Annotated in this window: 12 protein-coding genes; 11 read left to right on the top strand and 1 reads right to left on the bottom strand. The window is 69.4% G+C overall.

Annotation, left to right across the window (positions count from 1 at the left end; translation table 11 throughout):
• Positions 1 to 17 precede the first annotated feature (17 nt).
• Genes flgF through ABGI63_RS22315 form a run of 10 tightly spaced genes read left to right on the top strand, consistent with a single transcriptional unit; the run spans position 18 to position 13,145 of the window.
• Positions 18 to 746: a flagellar basal-body rod protein FlgF gene (flgF, locus tag ABGI63_RS22360; protein ID WP_349744734.1), complete on the top strand. Its 729-nt coding sequence runs from the start codon at positions 18 to 20 to the stop codon at positions 744 to 746.
• Between the two features lie 11 nt (positions 747 to 757).
• On the top strand, positions 758 to 1,540 hold the full coding sequence (gene flgG / locus ABGI63_RS22355; protein WP_349744732.1) for a flagellar basal-body rod protein FlgG: 783 nt from the start codon (positions 758 to 760) through the stop codon (positions 1,538 to 1,540).
• Positions 1,541 to 1,557: 17 nt separating this feature from the next.
• Positions 1,558 to 2,238 carry a flagellar basal body L-ring protein FlgH gene (locus tag ABGI63_RS22350; RefSeq protein ID WP_349744731.1) on the top strand — a complete coding sequence of 227 codons (681 nt, stop codon included), beginning with the start codon at positions 1,558 to 1,560 and terminating at the stop codon, positions 2,236 to 2,238.
• A gap of 42 nt (positions 2,239 to 2,280) precedes the next feature.
• The gene (locus tag ABGI63_RS22345) at positions 2,281 to 3,408 is read left to right on the top strand and encodes a flagellar basal body P-ring protein FlgI (protein ID WP_432767460.1); all 1,128 of its coding nucleotides are present in this window, start codon (positions 2,281 to 2,283) and stop codon (positions 3,406 to 3,408) included.
• Position 3,409: 1 nt separating this feature from the next.
• Positions 3,410 to 4,267: a flagellar assembly peptidoglycan hydrolase FlgJ gene (flgJ, locus tag ABGI63_RS22340; protein WP_137943262.1), complete on the top strand. Its 858-nt coding sequence runs from the start codon at positions 3,410 to 3,412 to the stop codon at positions 4,265 to 4,267.
• Between the two features lie 32 nt (positions 4,268 to 4,299).
• Entirely contained in the window at positions 4,300 to 6,291 is a 1,992-nt protein-coding gene (flgK, locus tag ABGI63_RS22335; RefSeq protein ID WP_349744730.1) for a flagellar hook-associated protein FlgK, read from the top strand.
• A 44-nt stretch (positions 6,292 to 6,335) separates the two neighbouring features.
• The gene (gene flgL / locus ABGI63_RS22330; protein WP_349744729.1) at positions 6,336 to 7,553 is read left to right on the top strand and encodes a flagellar hook-associated protein FlgL; all 1,218 of its coding nucleotides are present in this window, start codon (positions 6,336 to 6,338) and stop codon (positions 7,551 to 7,553) included.
• Between the two features lie 6 nt (positions 7,554 to 7,559).
• Positions 7,560 to 8,750 carry an EAL and HDOD domain-containing protein gene (locus tag ABGI63_RS22325; protein WP_349744728.1) on the top strand — a complete coding sequence of 397 codons (1,191 nt, stop codon included), beginning with the start codon at positions 7,560 to 7,562 and terminating at the stop codon, positions 8,748 to 8,750.
• 29 nt (positions 8,751 to 8,779) lie between these two features.
• On the top strand, positions 8,780 to 12,502 hold the full coding sequence (locus ABGI63_RS22320) for a PAS domain S-box protein (protein ID WP_349744727.1): 3,723 nt from the start codon (positions 8,780 to 8,782) through the stop codon (positions 12,500 to 12,502).
• A 52-nt stretch (positions 12,503 to 12,554) separates the two neighbouring features.
• A complete protein-coding gene (locus ABGI63_RS22315; protein WP_349744726.1) occupies positions 12,555 to 13,145 on the top strand; it encodes an ANTAR domain-containing response regulator in 591 nt (196 codons plus the stop codon).
• An 11-nt stretch (positions 13,146 to 13,156) separates the two neighbouring features.
• Here ABGI63_RS22315 and ABGI63_RS22310 read toward each other — a convergent pair whose 3' ends face one another.
• Positions 13,157 to 14,860 carry a sensor histidine kinase gene (locus ABGI63_RS22310; protein ID WP_349744724.1) on the bottom strand — a complete coding sequence of 568 codons (1,704 nt, stop codon included), beginning with the start codon at positions 14,858 to 14,860 and terminating at the stop codon, positions 13,157 to 13,159.
• 174 nt (positions 14,861 to 15,034) lie between these two features.
• Here ABGI63_RS22310 and ABGI63_RS22305 point away from each other — a divergent pair, with 174 nt between their 5' ends.
• The gene (locus ABGI63_RS22305) at positions 15,035 to 17,452 is read left to right on the top strand and encodes a response regulator (RefSeq protein ID WP_349744723.1); all 2,418 of its coding nucleotides are present in this window, start codon (positions 15,035 to 15,037) and stop codon (positions 17,450 to 17,452) included.
• Positions 17,453 to 17,460 lie beyond the last annotated feature (8 nt).

Below are 17,460 nucleotides of genomic sequence, written 5' to 3'. Positions count from 1 at the left end.
CCGACTGAGGCCAGACCATGGACCGCATGATTTACCTGTCGATGGCCGGCGCGAAGGCGTCGATGCAGCGCCAGGATGTGCTGGCCAACAATCTGGCCAATGTCTCGACCAATGGCTTTCGCGCCGAGCTGCAGGCCTTCCGGGCCGTGCCGGTGCGCGGCGACGGCGCCAGCACCCGCGCCTACGCACTGGAAACCACGATAGGCCACAGCGACCAGCCCGGCGTCATCAACACCACCGGCCGCAATCTGGACGTGGCGATGCAAGGCAATGCCTGGCTCGCCGTGCAGGGCCTGGACGGCACCGAGGCCTACACCCGGGCCGGTGCCATCGATGTCAATGCCGAAGGCCTGCTGGTGCTGCGCAACGGCCTGCAGGTGCTCGGCGACGGCGGGCCCATCACGGTGCCGCCGGACAGCGGCGTGCAGATCGGCGGCGACGGCACCGTCACCGCCAAGCTGCCGACCGGCAACCCGATCAATATCGGCCGGCTCAAGCTGGTCACGCCCGAGGCACCGCTGACGCGCGGCAGCGACGGCCTGTTCCGCGCCGCCGATGGCGACCTGCCGGCCGACCCGAATGCCCGGCTGCAGGACGGCGCGCTGGAAGGCAGCAATGTCAGCCCGGTCGAGACCATGGTCAGCATGATCGCTGCGGCCCGCCAGTTCGAGCAGCAGATGAAGCTCCTGCAGATCGCCCAGACCCAGGGCCAGCAATCCGCCAAGCTGCTTGGCACGACTCAATAAGGACGCGCGCCATGATCCGCTCACTCTGGATTGCCAAGACCGGGATGGAAGCCCAGCAAATGCAGCTGGACACCATCTCGCACAACCTCTCCAACGTCGCCACCAACGGCTTCAAGCGCTCGCATGCGGTGTTCGAGGATCTGATCTATCAGAACCTGCGCCAGACCGGTGCCAACACCACCGAGCAGACCGTGCTGCCGACCGGCCTGCAGGTGGGCCTGGGCGTGCGCCCGGTGGCCACCTCGCGCAACTTCAGCCAGGGCAATCTGCAGCAGACCAGCAACAACCTGGACCTGGCGATCAAGGGCAATGGCTTCTTCCAGATCCAGATGCCCGACGGCACGACCAACTACACCCGCGACGGCAGCTTCCAGCTCGACGCCAACGGTCAGATCGTCACCAACAACGGCTACACGGTGCTGCCCGGCATCACCGTGCCCAACAACGCCCAGACCCTGACGATCGGCCAGGACGGCACCGTCAGCGTCACGGTGCCGGGCAATCCGCAGCCGCAAACCCTGGGGCAGATCCAGGTGGCCAATTTCGTCAATCCGGCCGGCCTGGACCCCAAGGGCCAGAACCTGTTCGCCGAAACCGCCTCCTCCGGCACGCCCAATGCCGGCGCCCCCAATGCCAACGGCCTGGGCGCGCTGCAGCAGGGTTTTGTCGAGACCTCCAACGTCAATGTGGTGGAGGAGCTGGTGCAGATGATCCAGACCCAGCGCGCCTACGAGCTGAACTCCAAGGCGGTGCAGACCTCGGATCAGATGCTGCAAAAGCTCACCCAGATCTAAGGCCCGGGAGATCCACCATGCGCATGCCATTGATCTCGCCGATCTCTTCCCTGGCCATCGCCCTGCTGCTGGGCGGCTGCGCCAGCCTGCAACAGCCGCGCGTCGAGCTGCAAAGCACCCCGGTGGTGCAGCTGCCGCTGCTGCCGCCCGCTGCGGCGGCCAATGGCGCGATCTACCAGTCGGCCAGCTACCGACCGCTGTTCGAGGACCACCGCGCCCGCCTGGTCGGCGACACGGTCACGATACAGATCGTCGAGCGCATCAGCGCCAGCCAGAGCTCCAGCAGCGCGCTGGACAAGAGCGGCAGCCTGACGGGCGCCATCACCGCCCTGCCCGCGATCAACCCCGGCTCGCTGGGCCGCGCCACCGTCGGTGCCAGCTCGGCCAACACCTCGGCCGGCAAGGGCAGCAACCAGAACACCAATGAATTCAGCGGCAGCATCACGGCCGTGGTCACCGGCGTGCTGCCCAACGGCCACCTGATGATCACCGGCGAGAAGCAGATCGGCGTCAACAACAACGTCGACGTGCTGCGTTTTTCCGGCCAGGTCGACCCGCGCGCCATCCAGCAGGGCAATAGCGTGTCCTCGGCGGCGGTGGCCAATGTGCGCATCGAGCAGCGCGGCCGGGGCGCAACCGACCAAGCGCACGGAATAGGCTGGTTGTCACGCTTCTTTTTAAGCCTTTCACCGACTTAAGTTTGCCCAGAATCGGTCGCATAAGTCTTTGATGCGACCGCCATGCAAACCCTCTTCCTGACCCCCTTCAAGCCGCTGCTCGCGCTGCTGCCATTGCTGATGGCTGCGCTGCTGGTTGGCCCGGCCGAGGCGGCCCGCATCAAGGAAGTGGCCGCCGTGGCCGGCGTGCGCAGCAATCCATTGAGTGGCTACGGACTTGTCGTCGGTCTGGACGGCACCGGCGACCAGACCACCCAAGCCCCCTTCACCGGCCAGAGCCTGGCCGCGATGCTGCAGCAGTTCGGCGTGATCCTGCCGCCGGGCGTGACCATGCAGCCCCGCAATATCGCCGCCGTGATGGTGACCGCCCAGCTGCCGGCTTTCGCCCAACCGGGCCAGCCACTGGACATCGCGGTCTCCTCGATCGGCAATTCCAAGAGCCTGCGCGGCGGCACGCTGATCGCCACGCCCTTGCGCGGCGCCGATGGCCAGGTCTATGCGATCGCCCAGGGCAATCTGGTGGTCGGCGGCGCCGGCGCCTCGGCCGGCGGCTCCAAGGTGCAGATCAATCATCTGAGTGCCGGCCGCATCCCGGGCGGCGCCCTGGTCGAGCGTTCGGTGCCGACCGCGCTGCAGACCGGCGACTTCATCCAGCTCGACCTGAACGCGATCGACTACACCACCGCCCGCGCGGTGGCCGCCGCGATCAACCGCGCCAAGGGCCCGGGCACCGCCCAGGCCCTTGACGGCCGGGTCGTGCGCGTGCGCGCCCCCAGCAATCCGGATGAGCGCGTCAGCTTCCTGGCCGATATGGAAAACCTGCCGCTGGATCTGGCCGTGCCGGCCGCCCGCGTCGTCATCAATGCCCGCACCGGTTCGGTCGTGATGAACCAGGCCGTCACGCTGGCCGCCTGTGCGGTGGCCCATGGCAATCTGTCGGTCACGATCAGCTCGACCCCGGTGATCAGCCAGCCCAACGCCCTGTCGGGCGGCCAGACCGTGGTGGCCCAGAAGACCGATATCGCGATCAACCAGGCCCCCGGCGCGCTGATTCAGCTGCCGGCCGGGGCCCAGCTGTCCGAGGTGGTGAAGGCGCTGAACGCGCTGGGCGCCACGCCCCAGGATCTGCTGGCGATTTTGCAAGCGATGAAGAGCGCCGGCGCGATCACCGCCGAGCTGGAGGTGATTTGAGATGTCTTTCAATCCCCTGCCCCTGAGCACCCGCAGCAGCGCCGGTTCGGTCAGCGACAACCGCAGCATCGAGTCGCTGCGCGCGGCCGCCGCGCGCGACCCCAAGGCCAGCATCCGCGAGACCGCCAAGCAGTTCGAATCGCTGTTCATGCAGGAAGTGATGAAGAGCATGCGCGCCTCGACGCTGTCCTCGGGCATGCTGGAGAACTCGGCCACCCAGCTGGGCACCGAGATGCTGGACACCCAGTTCGCCGGCAAGATGACCGGTCTGCCCGGCGGCCTGACCGACGCGATCACGCGCCAGCTGCAGCGCCAGATGGGCGTGGCCGCCGAGCCCGCCAAGCCGCTGCAGCCGCTGCCGGCGCTGGCCAAGAAGAACATCGCCCCCCATGTGCAGGGCTTCATCCAGAAGCACGATGACGCCGCCAAGGCCGCCGAGCAGCAGACCGGCATCCCGGCCAGCTTCATGATCGCCCAGGCCGCCCACGAATCGGGCTGGGGCAAGCGCGAGATCACCGGCAAGGACGGCACGCCGTCCTTCAACGTCTTCGGCATCAAGGCCACCGCCGGCTGGACCGGCAAGGTCGCCGAGGTGCAAACTACCGAATACATCAACGGCAAGCCGCAGAAGGTGATGGCCAAGTTCCGCGCCTACGACAGCTACGAGGACTCGTTCAAGGACTATGCACGCCTGATCGGCACCAACGCCCGCTACAAGGATGTGGTCGCCAAGGCCGACACTGCCGAAGGTTTCGCTCGCGGCCTGCAGAAGGCCGGCTACGCCACCGATCCCGACTACGCCAGCAAGCTGGCCCGTGTCATCAACACCACCGTGCGCGTGCAGCGCGCGCTGGCCTGATGCGCCTACCAGCGTAAGAAGAGAGTCAAGCCATGGGAACCTCCGCACTGTTATCGCTGGGCATGCGCGCCATGTTCGCCAACCAGGCCGCGCTGCAGACCATTGGCCAGAACATCGCCAATGCCAACACGCCCGGCTACTCGCGCCAGAGCGTCACGCTGACCACCCCCGAAGGCCAGTTCACCGGCTCGGGCTACTTCGGCAAGGGCGTCAATGTCCAGACCGTCACGCGCGCCCACAACGAGTTCCTCAGCAAGGAGGCGGCCGGCAGCAAGTCGGTGGCCTTCATGGACGCCACCCACGCCACCCAGCTGATCCAGCTGGAGAAGCTCTTCCCCCCGGGCGAGCGCGGTCTGGGTCAGGCCGCCAACCAGTTCCTCAATGCGATGGTCGACGTCTCCAGCCGGCCCTCCGATCTGTCGGCCCGCCAGGTGGTGCTGGGCCGGGCCAATGAGCTGGCCTCGCGCTTCGCCAGCACCGGCCAGCAGCTGGCCGATCTGCAGGCCGGCGTGGTCAGCGATCTGCGTGCCAATGTCGATGTCGTCAACCAGCTCAGCAAGCAGATCGCGGCGGCCAATGACCAGATCGCCCGCGCCAACGGCTCGGGCCACACCTCCAACGACCTGCTCGACAAGCGCGACCAGCTGATCTCCGAGCTGAGCCAGTATGTCAAGCTCAGCACCCTGCCCTCCAGCGACGGCACCGTCGGCGTCTTCATCGGCGGCGGCCAGCGCCTGGTGCTGGGCTCGCAGGCCCAGGATCTGTCGCTGACGCCCGATCCCTATGACGGCTCGCGCGTGCAGCTGAGCATCGACGAGGCCAACGGCGCCCGCGTGCTGGACGAGAGCAGCCTGACCGGCGGCTCGCTGAGCGCCTTGCTGAAGTACCAGAACAAGGATTTGCAGGACGCCCGCAACCTGGTCGGCCAGATGGCCGTCGCGATGGCCGAGCGCGTCAACGGCCAGCAGAAGCTGGGCCTGGATCTGTCCGGCACGGCCGGCTCCAATATCTTCTCCTACGCCCAGCCACGCGCGCTGCCCTCGAACACCAATGCCCGCAATCCGGACGGCAGCTTCGCCTCGACGCTGAGCCTGTCGATCAAGGACGCGACCCTGCTGCGTGCCGAGTCCTATGTGCTGAAGGCCGACCCCGGTGGTGCGCCCGGCCAGTATGTGATGACGACCCGGCCGGGTGGCACCAGCGTCAGCCTCAGCGACACCCAGATCGAGCAGCAGTACGGCTTCACGATCACCGCCGGCGGTGCGCCGATGGGCCCGAACGACAGCTTCCTGCTGGAGCCGGTGGCTCAGGCCGCCGTGACGATGAAGCGCGAACTCGATGCCCCCAGCGGCATCGCCGCCGCCTCGCCGATCACCGCCGTGACCGGCACCACCAATACCGGCACCGCGACGATCGCCTCGCTGTCGGTGGCCAACAGCAATTTCGCGCCGGCCCAGTATCCGGTGGCCATCGTGTTCCAGGGCGTCAACAACACGGACCCGAGCAAGCCGCCGGGCGTCGACTATGTGATGACGATGAACGACGGCACCATTGTCAACGGCACCTGGTATCCGGGCGAGGCGATGGGCAACTACCCGCTGCCGGCCGGCGACTTCGGCTTCCGTCTCGCGCTCAACGGCGTGCCCAAGGCCGGCGACACCGTCAATATCGACCCCACCAAGTCGGTCGCCACCAACAACGGCAATGCCCAGGCCTTCCTCGGCCTGCAGAAAGAGGCCTTCATCGGCCGCGGCCAGAACGGCGTCGGCGCGACGCTGACCGACGCCTATGCCACCGCGATGTCCGATATCGGCTCGCGCGTGCAGGGCGCGGCCTATCTGTCCGAAGTCTCCACCAGCGTGGCCAGCAATGCCGAGTCGGTGCGCAGCAGCCAGGCCGGCGTCAACCTCGATGAGGAAGCCGCGCGGCTGATGCAGTACCAGCAGGGCTACCAGGCCGCCGCCAAAGTGCTGCAGGCCGGCCAGACCATTTTTGACGAGTTGCTCAGGATCGCGGCGCGCTGAAGCGCGCCCCGCCCCCTCTAGCCGTCCCTTTCGGAGAATCCAGCATGCGCGTCAGTACCGCCAATATGTTCGACAGCAGCATCTCGACGCTGCAGCGGCGCCAGCAAAGCATGCAGGAGAGCCAGCAGAAGCTGACCTCGGGCAAGCGCATCGAGTACGCCAGCGACGACCCCACCGGCGCGGCCCGCGCCGAGCGCGCGCTGTCCTCGATCGAGCGGGTCGATGCCAACCAGCGGGCGCTGGAGGCCAGCCGCAACAATATGTCGCTGGGCGAGTCGGCGCTGGGCGATGCCAACGAGATCCTGCAGCAGATCCGCGAGGCCATGGTGGCCGCCGGCAATGCCACCTATAGCGATCCCGAGCGCGAAGGCCTGGCCAAGAAGATCACCGGGCTGCGCGACCAGCTGCTGTCGATCGCCAACCGCCCCGACGGCTCGGGCGGATTTGTCTTCGCCGGTCAGGGCGCCGAGGGCGCGCCCTTCATCGACGCGCCCGGCGGCGTGACTTACATCGGCACGCCCGGTTCGGTGCAAAGCGGCAATCTGGAACAGTACGCGCTGAGCATCGACGGCCGCATGGCCTGGGAGCAGGCCCGCAGCGGCAATGGCAGCTTCGTCACCGCGGTGCAGCCCAATACCATTGACCCCACCAACCCGCCGGCCAAGAGCTGGATCGATGCCGGCCGCGTCAGCAACCCGGCCCTGCTGACCGGCGCCAGCTACCAGGTCCAGGTCAGCGGCAGCGGCGCCACGGCCACCTACTCGGTGCTGGACATCACCAATGGCACGACCGTCGCCACCGGCCCCTTCGCCTCGGGCAAGACCATAGACTTCGAGGGCATCAGCGTGACGCTGACCGGCCAGGCCGCCGATGGCGATATGTTCAGCATCGAGCCGTCTGCGGTCGGCCTGGGCGTGTTCGATGTGCTGGATGGCACCATCGCCGAGTTGCGCACGCCGCTGCGCGGCGATACGCAGATCGCCCAGACCAATGCGATGCGGCTGCGCGACCTCGACTCGGTGATCGGCAATATGCAGAACATGCGCACCGAAGTCGGTGAGCGCCTGAACAATCTGGACGGCAGCCAGTCGCGCATGAGCTCGCTGAAACTCTATAACCAGACCGAGCAGTCGGCCGCCGAGGACCTGGACATGATCCAGGGCATTTCCGATTTCCAGAACCAGCAAGCCGGCTACGATGCGGCCCTGAAGACCTATGCCTCGGTGCAGCGCATGTCGCTGTTCCAGTATCTCAATCTCTGAGCCTCGATGACCACCAACTCCCACAGCATTCTCGGCAGCCTGGCCCTCGGCTACGCCCCCATGATCGACCGGCAGCGCATGGTCACCGCGACCCGGCTGACCGTCTTCCCGCTGCGCCCCGATGCCCGGCTCGATGCCGGCGAGCTGCTGGCCGCCGTGGCCGAGGCCTGGCCCGCCGATGGCGGCCCGGCCGTGCTCAATGTGCTCAGCGAAAGCCTCTTGCAAGGCCTGCTGGCCAGCCCGCCCAGCGCCAATCTGATGCTGGAGCTGCCGGCCTTCATGGCCACCGACCCGGCCCATGCCGAGGCCTTGCTGGCGCTGAAGAAGAACGGCAACACCCTGCTGCTCAAAGGCCGGCCGCTCAACGACTTGCCCGCCGAGCTGCAGGCCTGCTTCAAATACGTGGCTCTCGATCTGGAGGACCAGCGCAGCAACCCGGCCCCGGTCGGCGCACTGCCCAAGCTGATCTCGGGCCTGCGCGGCGCCGAGGATGTCGAGGCCGGCTTCGCCAGCGGTGCCGTCGGCGTGCTGGGCTGGCCGCTGGCGGGCGCCTATGACGCGCCGGCCGGCAGCGCCAAGACCGAGATCCAGGCCGATCTGCAGGTCATCGTCCAGCTGATGAGCCAGGTCGACCAGGGCGAGGACATCGACAAGATGGAAGCCACGCTCAAGCGCGACCCCAGCCTGGCCTTCAAGCTCTTGCGCTATATGAACTCGGCGGCCTTCGGCCTGCCGGTCGAGGTGTCCTCGTTCCGCCACGCCATCATGCTGCTGGGCTTTGCCCGCCTGAAGCGCTGGCTGGCCCTGCTGCTGACGACGGCCAGCAAGGACCACAGCATGCGTCCGGTGATGTACGGCGCGCTGCGCCGCGGCCTGCTGCTGGAGGAGCTGTCCAAGGGCATGGGCGATGCCGAGGCGCGCGACGAAATGTTCATCTGCGGCCTGTTCTCGCTGCTGGACCATATGCTCAAGCAGCCCTTCTCGCGCCTGCTGCAGTCGATCCCGGTGCCCGAGCGCGTGCGCCAGGCCCTGGTCGAGCAGACCGGCCCCTACAAGCCCTATCTGGATCTGGTGCAGGCGATCGAGTCCGAGTCGGTGTTCGATTACCGCCACGCCGCCGAGCAGCTGATGCTGGGCGCCGAGGAGATCAACCACGCGCTGCTGCGCGCGCTGGCCAAGGCCCGCCAGCTGGAGTGAGCGGCAGGCCTCGCTACACTGCGGGCGCCATGCCCACCTCACCCGCCCAGCTCTCGCTGCTGCCCCAGGACCTGGCCGCCTTGCGCGGCCTGATGGGCTTGCTCAGCGACCCGGTGCTGGTGCTGGACGCCGGGCTGTGCGTGCTGGAGGCCAACACGCCGGCCCAGCAACACCTCGATGTCGTGATCGGCCATGGCCTGCAGGCCAGCCTGGGCGGCCGCCTGCACGACTGGCTGCGGCTGGCCAGCGCGGCCCAGGCGCAGGGCCGCCGCGCCCCGCCGACCCCGGCCCTGGCCCTGAACGGCGGCGGCCGCGCCCATCTGAGCCTGCTGGCGCTGCAGGCCGAGGAGGAGGATCCGGCCCGCTGGCTGCTGCACGCCCGGGTGCAGCAGGCCGTGGTGCCTATCAGCCCGCCGGTCAAGGCGCTGAAACGCCCGGCGACGGCCGCGCCGGCCGCCGATCCGCCGGGCACCGAGATCGGCGCGGCCTGGGCCCGCGAGCTGGTGCATATCTTCTGGTCCTCGCCCTTCCCGGCCTATCTGCTCGACGGCCAGCAGCGCCTGCAGGCCGCCAATGCGGCCTTTGCCGAGCTGTGCGGCCGCCAGCCCTCGGCCCTGCAAGGTCTGCCGCTGGCCGAGCTGCTGGCGCCGGGCGACCGCGCCGGCCTGCGCCCGGCGCGGCCGAACCGGGCCCTGGCCCGCTCGCTGGCGCGCGCGGTGGCCATGCCGGACGAATTCAGGCTGATCGACGGCAGCGGCCGCGAACGCTGGATGCGCTGCACCCAGCACCGGCTCAGCGCCGCCGACGCCCCCGAGCTGAGCCTGAATGTGCTGCAGGACCGCACCGCCGAGCAGGCCGCCCGCGAGCAGGCCGAACGCGCCCAGACCGAGATGGAACAATGGTTCGAACTGAGCCCGCTGCCCATGGTGCTGTTCGACGAGAGCGGCCTGCTCTTGCGCGCCAACAGCGCCTTTGCCGAGCTGAGCCTGGCCAACCCGGCCAGCCTGCACGAGGCCGCGCCGGCGCTGCAGCAGCTGCTGGCCTGGAGCGCCGGCCGCCCGCTGCCCGAGCTGCTGCAGGCCCAGCAGACCCTGCAGACCCAGGCCGTGCTGATCGACCCCTCGGGCCGCACGCGCTGGATGCAGGGCCGGCTGCGGCCGCTGAGCTGGTCGGCCACGCAGGCGCAGCGCCGCTTCATGGCGGTGCTGGAGGACCGCAGCCTGGAGCAGGAGCGCGACCTGGCCCACCAGCAGCTCGACGCCCTGATGGACACCGCCGGCGTCGGCCTGGCCACCTTCCAGCAGGATGCCGGCTGGCTGCGCCCGCGCAGCGGCGGCGGCAGCGGTGAGGGCAGCAAGCGCAACAGCCTGGCCGGCCTGCAGGGCGTGGGCCGCGACATCGTCGAGCCCGATTCGCTGCCCGAGTTCGAGCGCCTGCAACGCGCGCTGAAGACCGGCGACCGGGTCGAGGTGCGCTATGCGGTGCGCCATCCCGAGCTGGGCCGGCGCTGGCTGCTGACCCGGGTCGAGCCCGGCAAACTGGCCTCGGGTCAGCGCACCACCTCGGTCGTGACCCTGGACGTGACGGCCCAGCAGCAGGCCGAGCGGCGCAACGAACAACTGCTGCGCGAGCTCTCCACCATCATGGACAGCTCGGGTGTCGGCATGGCCTATCTGCGCGGCGCCCAGCTGCTGCGCTGCAATGGCGGCTTCGAGCAGATGCTGGGCCTGGACAGCGGCACCGCGCCGGGCACGCCGGTGGCGCGCCTGTTCGCGGCCCTGCCCAGCCTGGCCGAGCAGGTGCAGGATGCGCTGTCGGCGCTGGACGCCAGCCAGAGCTTCGAGGCCGAGTTCGTCCAGGTCGGTTCGGACCGCTGGCTGTCGCTGAGCCTGCGCAAGGTGCAGGGCCCGGCCGACGAGGCTGTGGCGGTCATCAGCGACATCAGCCGGCTCAAGGCCCAGCAGGCCGAGCTGGAAACCCTGGTGCAGGACCGCGAGCTGATGTTCAGCCTGTCCGATGTCGGCATGGCCATCCTGCGCCAGGGCAAGATCGCCCGCGCCAACGAGGCGCTGGCCAGCATGAGCGGCTACCGCATCGGCGAGCTCAACGGCCTGGACCACCGCGAGCTGTTCGACTCCGAATTCGACTACGAGCGCCAGAACCAGGCGATGCGCCAGGCGCTGGCCAGCAGCGGCCAATGGCGCGGCGAGCGGCGCCTGCGCCGGCGCGACGGTGCGGGCCTGTGGATGCAGGTCAGCAAGCGGGTGATGCGGCCCGGCGCGCCGGACGAGGGCCTGATCGCGACCTATGTCAACGTCGACGACCGCTGGCGCGCCCAGCAGTCACTGATGCTGCAGACCGAGCGCGAGCGCGCGGTGCTGGACTCGGTGCTGGTGGGCATCGTCACCGTCGGCCGTGGCGGCATCGAGTGGATGAACCGCTCGGCGCGGCGCATGTTCGGCGGCGATCTGGTCGCCTTTGCCGGCCAGCCGATGAGCATGGTGGCAACTCCTGACCCCGATCACCCCTTCCGCCAGACCCATTACCTCGACGAGCTGACCGAGGGCCAGGCCGAGACCTTCGAGTGCCGGCTGAAGGCGCGCGACGGGCGCGAGTTCTGGGTGGTCGGCAATGCGGTCGTGACCGGCGCCGAGCACAGCGGCCGCCAGCTGACCTATGCGCTGCTGGACATCGAGCGGCGCCGCCAGGCCGAGGCCCAGACCCTGCAGGCCCAGGTCTCGCTGCGCCGCATCATCGAGGCCGCGCCGCTGGCCATCAGCCTGCACGACGCCAAGACCCTGGCGGTCGAGCAGATCAACCAGGCGGCTGCCGCGCTGGCCGGCCGCAGCGAGGCCGAGCTGATCGGCGCCAGCCCCGAGATGATGTTCGGCGCCGATCAGGGCGCCATCATCCGCGGCGATATGGAGGCGGCGCTGCGCGTCGACGATGTGACGCAGCGCGAGTACCGCATCAGCCTGCGCGGCGAGTCGCGCGTCTGGGACGCCCGCTATCTGCACCTGGCCGATGTGGCCGATGCCGCTGGCCTCAGCGAGCCCGAGCAGCTGCTGCTGGTGGCCAGCGACGTGACCGAGCACCGCGCGGCCGAGGAGGCGCGCCTGGCCGCTGCGATCGCGCAGCGCGAGCTGCTGGTGCGCGAGGTGCATCACCGCATCAAGAACAATCTGCAAGGCGTGGCCGGCCTGCTGCAGCAGATCGCCTCGCGCCGCCCCGAGGTGGCGGGCGTGATCAGCGAGGCAGTCGGCCAGGTGCAGGCGATCGCCCAGGTCTACGGCCTGCAGGTCGGCTCGACCGGGCCCTTGCGCGTGCGCAAGGTGGTCGAGGCCATCATCGGCTCGGTGCAGCGCATGTCGGGACGCACGATCGCGCTCAGCATCGAAGGACCGCTGGCCGAGGACGTGCATCGCTGGGCCCTGCCCGAGGCCGAGTCGATCCCGATCGCCCTGACCCTCAACGAGCTGCTCAGCAATGCGATCAAGCACGGCAGCCAGCAGGCCCTGCATTGCGCGCTGGTCTGCCAGGCCGACCGGGTTAGCCTGCGCATCGTCAACGAGGGCCATCTGCCCGAGGGCTTCAAGCTGGCCAATGTGCCCGGCGGCGTGTCCGGCCTGGGCCTGGTGCGGGCCCTGCTGCCGCGGCGCAGCGCCAAGCTGAGCCTGGAGCAGGCGGGCGATCAGGTGGTCTGTCAGGTCGATCTGCTGCCGCCCAGTGTCAACCTGATGGCGCCTTTGTGAGTTGAGTGACAATGCGTCAAACAGCGCGGTGCGCGGGCGGGGGGACTTCCTGGTGAGTTCGAAGGGCAAGATTCTTGTGGTCGATGATGACCGGCTGGTGCTGGCCACCTTGACCCATGGCTTGGCGCAGGCCGGCTACGAGGTCATCGACGCCGACAACGGCGACGACGCCATCCTGCTGGCCCGCGAGCACCGCCCTGACCTGGCCCTGCTGGACATCCGCATGGAAGGCATGAGCGGCTTCGATGTCGCCGCCTATCTGCGCGAATACCTGCAGCTGCCCTTCATGTTCCTGTCGGCCTTTGCCGACGAAGAGACGGTGGCCAAGGTCAAGGCGCTGGGCGCGGTGGCCTATCTGGTCAAGCCGCTGGACATCCATCAGATCGTGCCGGCCGTCGAGGCCGCGTTCGCGAACCGGCCCGAGCGCAGTGCCGCGCCGCTGCGCCCGCTGCTGCCGCTCGAATCGGTGCTGGAGCAGGTCGTGCCGCTGGCGGTGGGCGTGCTAATGCACCGCTACTCGCTGTCGCGCCAGGAGGCGCTGGTGCGCCTGCAGAAGCTGGCCGACTCAGAAGGCCGCGCGCTGGCCGATTCGGCGCTGCGCCTGATCGAGGCGGTCGAGCTGCTGGCGCTGCCGGGACGCTGAACGCTGAACGCTCAGCGTGCCAAGGTGAAGTAGAAGCGCGCGCCCTGGCCGACCTCGGACTCGGCCCAGATCTCGCCGCCATGGCGGTGCACGATGCGGCGCACCGAGGCCAGGCCGACGCCGGTGCCCTGGAAATCGCTGGCGCTGTGCAGGCGCTGGAACACGCCGAACAGGCGCTCGGCGAAACGCATATCGAAGCCGGCGCCGTTGTCGGCCACCATATAGACCAGCTCGCCGCCCTGCTGCTGGCGCTCGAAGCTGATCTCGGTGTGCTCGCATTTGCCGCTGTACTTCCAGGCATTGCTGAGCAGGTTCTCCAGCACCATGCGCAGCAGGGTCGGATCGCCCTGCACCAGCAGATCGGGCTGAATGCGCACCAGCGCGCGGCGCTCCGGCGCGGCCCGGCGCAGCTCCTCCACCACCAGCGCGGCCAGCTGCGACAGATTGACCGGCTGGCGCTGCAGCGGCTGGGCCGCCAGCTGGGTCAGCGACAGCAGCGCATCGATCATGCTGTTCATGCGCGTGGCCGCGCCCATCACCCGGTCCAGATGGTCGTTGCCGATGCGGTCCAGCAGGCGGCCGTAGTCCTCCTTCAGGATGCGGGCAAAGCCCTCGACCACCCGCAGCGGCGCACGCAGATCATGCGAGACCGTATAGCTGAACGATTCATGCTCGGCCCGCGCGACCTCGGCCGCCTCGACCGCCAGGGTGGCCGGCACGGTGTCCAGCGCGCCCTGCGGCCACAGGCTCAGCAGGCTCATGCCGGCATGACCTGGCACCGGCGACAGGCACAGCCACCAGGGCCCGCAGGCCAGGCCGGTGGCCGCGCCGGGCGCCAGCGCGGTCTCGCGGATCTCGGCCGGCAGGCCGTCCAAACAGGCCAGCCAGGGCTGGCCGCGCAGCTGCTCGGCCGGCCGACCCATCAGCTGCGCCGCCGCCGCATTCAGGTCCGCCAGCTGCGGGCTCTGGCCGGCCGGTCCGCGCAGCAGCCAGGCCGGGCCCGGCAGCGATTGAATCCAGCCGGTGTCGAACACCTCGCGCGGCGCCGGCGCGGCCAGCAGGCCGGCGGCCTGCTGGTCCTGCAGTACCGGTGAACTTAGCGGCGAGTTCTGCGGCGAGCCCAGCGGTCGCGCCGTGCCGATATGCCCGGCAAACCGGCCCTGCCCATCCAGGCAGACTTGGGCTCGCAAGAGCCAGCGACCCGAGAACTGCGCCGCCGCGCCACTCTCCAGGCGCGCGCTGACCTCGACATCGTTGAACGGCGCCTCCTCCTGCAGACGCTGCAGCAGGCTGGCATGGCCCTCGCCTTCGGTCAGCGCGAAACGCTCCCACAGGGTTTCGGTCGCGGCCGCACCGACCCAGCTGGAGGCCGGCGCCGCCTGCGGCGCGCGCCAGCGCACAAGATGGTGCTGCGCATCGGTCTGCCACTGCCAGTCGCTCTGCAGCTGCGAGAGCAGCTGGGCCTGGCTGCGCGCCTCGCGCAGCACCTCGCCCAGGCGCTGGCGGGTCAGGCGCACACCGATATGCCAGCCCAAGGCCGCCACCGTGAGCAGCAGCAGGCCCAGAGCCAGCGCGCCGCCGAGCAGCAGCCAGGACTGGCCGTTGCTCGACGCATCGGGCCAGGCCAGCCAGGCCAGCAGCAGCGCCGCCAGCGCGGCGGCACCCATCCATGGCCAGCGGCGCGAGGCGGAGCGAGCGTCACTGAGGCTGTTCATGCGCTGCATTGTATGTAGGCGCCCGAGGGGCAAGATCGCCGCCAAACAACACTCAAGTCTGTCCGTCCCGGGCCGATATCCGAGGCAGGATCAGTCGAGCCTTGCCCCGCGCTGCCTCCCCCGACAGCAGTGCGCCCCCCATGACAGCCAGCATGAAACCGCCGCCGCCCCACCATGACCTTGCTTGAGGCCGACACCGACGACGTCGACGCACAACCGGGCTGGCCCTCGCTGCTGCCAGCGGGCGATGTCCAGGCCCTGACCGACCAACTGCCCATAGGCCTGCTGGTGCTGGAGACCGGCCAGGGCCGGCTGCTGCACATCAACCGCGAGGCCGAGCGCCTGCTGGGGCTGCGGCGCGGCCAGGTGCTGGGGCGGCCCGCCGCACAGGCGCTGCCGGCCGCGCTGGCCGAGCTGTGCCAGGCACCGCGCTGGCGCGCGCTGGAGAACGGCCACCATGCGCCGCGCGAGGGCCTGCGCCTGAACACGCCGCTGGGCCCGCGCTGGCTGCAGCTGCAGCGCAGCCTGATCGCCTGGTCGGGGCTGCGCCGGCCGGCCGGCGTGCTGAGCCTGCAGGACGGCAGCCAGCAGCGCCAGCTCGAGCGCGCGCTGCAGGAGAGCGACACGCGCTTTCGCGAGGTCACCGAGGCCGTCAGCGAATGCCTGTTCGTCACGACGCCGGACTGGGACCGGCTGCACTTCAGCTCGCCGCTGCTGCTGGACCTCTTGGGGCTCAGCACGGTGGACCTCAGCCAGGGCCCGCGGCTGTTCGAGCCGCGCATCCATCCCGAGGACCGGCCCCTGTATGCGCGCCGCCTGCTGGCCCAGGCCCAGGGCGAGGCCAGCGATATGGTGCTTCGCATCCAGCATCCGGCCAAGGGCCTGCGCTGGCTGCGGCTGCGCTGCCGCCCGCAGCGCCACCCCAACGGCCAGGACCTGGTCTACGGCATCCTGGCCGACATCAGCGACGAGCATCAGCGCCATCGCGAGCTGGCCCAGGCGCGCGATCAGGCCGAGGCCGCCAGCCTGGCCAAGAGCGAGTTCATGGCCAATATGAGCCACGAGATCCGCACGCCGCTCAACGGCATGCTGGGCATGACCGAGCTGCTGCTGGGCACCGAGCTGAGGCCGGCCCAGCGCGTCTATGCCGATGCGGCGCTGCGCTCGGGTCAGGACCTCCTGCGCCTGGTCGACGGCGTGCTGGACTTCGCCAGCGCCCAGGCCGGCCGGCTCGACATCGACAGCCTGCCCTTCGACCCGGCCCAGCTGGCGCGCGACTGCCTGCAGCCCTTCGAGGCCCAGGCCACTGCCAAGGGCCTGCGGCTGAGCCTGGAAAAGCACCTGCAAGAGCCGGCCGGGCTGCCGGCCCAGGTGCTCGGCGATGCCGGCCGGATCCGCCAGGTGCTCGACGAGTTGCTGGTCAACGCGCTCAAGTTCACCAGCAGCGGCTGGGTGACGCTGGACCTGGCGCTGCGGGACGGGCGGCTGTGCTGGAGCGTCAGCGACTCCGGCGTCGGCATGAGCGCGGCCGCCCTGCCGGCCATGCTCAAGCCCTTCACCCAGGCCGATGCCAGCCTGGCCCGCCCGCATGGCGGCACCGGCCTGGGCCTGGCGATGGCCGCCGAGCTGGCCCGGCTGATGGGGGCCGAGCTGCTGGCCGACAGCAGCCCCGGCCTGGGTTCGCGCTTCACGCTGAGCCTGCCGCTGCGGCTGCCGCCGGACACCAGCGGCCGGCCCGGCGCGCTGGTGCTGGTGGTCGAGGACAACCCGGTCAACCAGCAGGTCAGCGCCGAGATGCTGGCCCGGCTGGGCTGCCGGGTGCGGGTCTGCGCCGATGCGGCCAGCGGCCTGCAAGCCTTGTGCGAACAGCGATTCGACCTGGTGATGATGGACATCCACATGCCCGGCATGGACGGCATGCAGGCCCTGAGCCTGTTTCGGCGCGGCGCCAGCGAGAATCACGCCTTCGTCAGTCCGTCCGACACCCCGGTGGTCGCGGTCACCGCCAATGCGCTCGAAGGCGATGAGCAGAAGCTGCGCCACCATGGTTTTGATGACTATTTGCCCAAACCCTTCCGACTCGGCCAGTTGCAGGACATGCTGGTCCGCCGTCTCCCGATTGACAATAGGGTCCAGCAGGACGCCGCGCCGACCGAGCCCAAGGACCCACTGATGCCGCGCGATGGAAGCACCATGTCTACTCAGAGCCCCGCCACTCCCGCCACTCCCGCCACGCCCGTCCTCGACCCGCAGGCCATCGCCCGCCTGCGCGAGCTCGACCCCGGCGGCGGCAACAAGCTGCTGGAGCGCGTCATCGCCGCCTTCATGAAGTCGCTGGAGCGGCTGCTGCCCGAGCTGGGCCAGGCGCGCGCCAACGGCGGCCTCGATCTGGCGGCGGTGCGCCATGTCACGCACACCCTAAAATCATCCTCGGCCAGTCTCGGGGCGCTCAAGCTCTCCAAGCTCTGTGCCGATATCGAAACCATGGCGCGCAACGGTCAAACAGAAGGTTTGGACATCTTGCTGGACGGCATGCATGATGAAGTGGCGCGTGTGCGTGGGGCTTTGAACGAGTTATTGGCGAACCCTTGATGAATGCC

This window comes from Roseateles cavernae (genome assembly GCF_040187885.1).
GTDB classification, from domain to species: Bacteria; Pseudomonadota; Gammaproteobacteria; order Burkholderiales; family Burkholderiaceae_C; genus Roseateles_E; species Roseateles_E cavernae.
Note: the sequence above shows the minus strand (reverse complement) of the source record. Positions and strands in the feature narration are given on the sequence as shown.

Excerpts from the sequence above, each read along its gene's own strand:
- flgJ (WP_137943262.1), top strand. The coding sequence starts at position 3,410 with ATGTCTTTCAATCCCCTGCCCCTGAGCACCCGCAGCAGCGCCGGTTCG.
- flgF (WP_349744734.1), top strand. The coding sequence starts at position 18 with ATGGACCGCATGATTTACCTGTCGATGGCCGGCGCGAAGGCGTCGATG.
- ABGI63_RS22325 (WP_349744728.1), top strand. The coding sequence starts at position 7,560 with ATGACCACCAACTCCCACAGCATTCTCGGCAGCCTGGCCCTCGGCTAC.
- ABGI63_RS22310 (WP_349744724.1), bottom strand. The coding sequence starts at position 14,860 with ATGAACAGCCTCAGTGACGCTCGCTCCGCCTCGCGCCGCTGGCCATGG.
- ABGI63_RS22320 (WP_349744727.1), top strand. The coding sequence starts at position 8,780 with ATGCCCACCTCACCCGCCCAGCTCTCGCTGCTGCCCCAGGACCTGGCC.
- ABGI63_RS22345 (WP_432767460.1), top strand. The coding sequence starts at position 2,281 with ATGCAAACCCTCTTCCTGACCCCCTTCAAGCCGCTGCTCGCGCTGCTG.
- flgL (WP_349744729.1), top strand. The coding sequence starts at position 6,336 with ATGCGCGTCAGTACCGCCAATATGTTCGACAGCAGCATCTCGACGCTG.
- ABGI63_RS22350 (WP_349744731.1), top strand. The coding sequence starts at position 1,558 with ATGCGCATGCCATTGATCTCGCCGATCTCTTCCCTGGCCATCGCCCTG.
- flgK (WP_349744730.1), top strand. The coding sequence starts at position 4,300 with ATGGGAACCTCCGCACTGTTATCGCTGGGCATGCGCGCCATGTTCGCC.
- ABGI63_RS22305 (WP_349744723.1), top strand. The coding sequence starts at position 15,035 with ATGACCTTGCTTGAGGCCGACACCGACGACGTCGACGCACAACCGGGC.
- flgG (WP_349744732.1), top strand. The coding sequence starts at position 758 with ATGATCCGCTCACTCTGGATTGCCAAGACCGGGATGGAAGCCCAGCAA.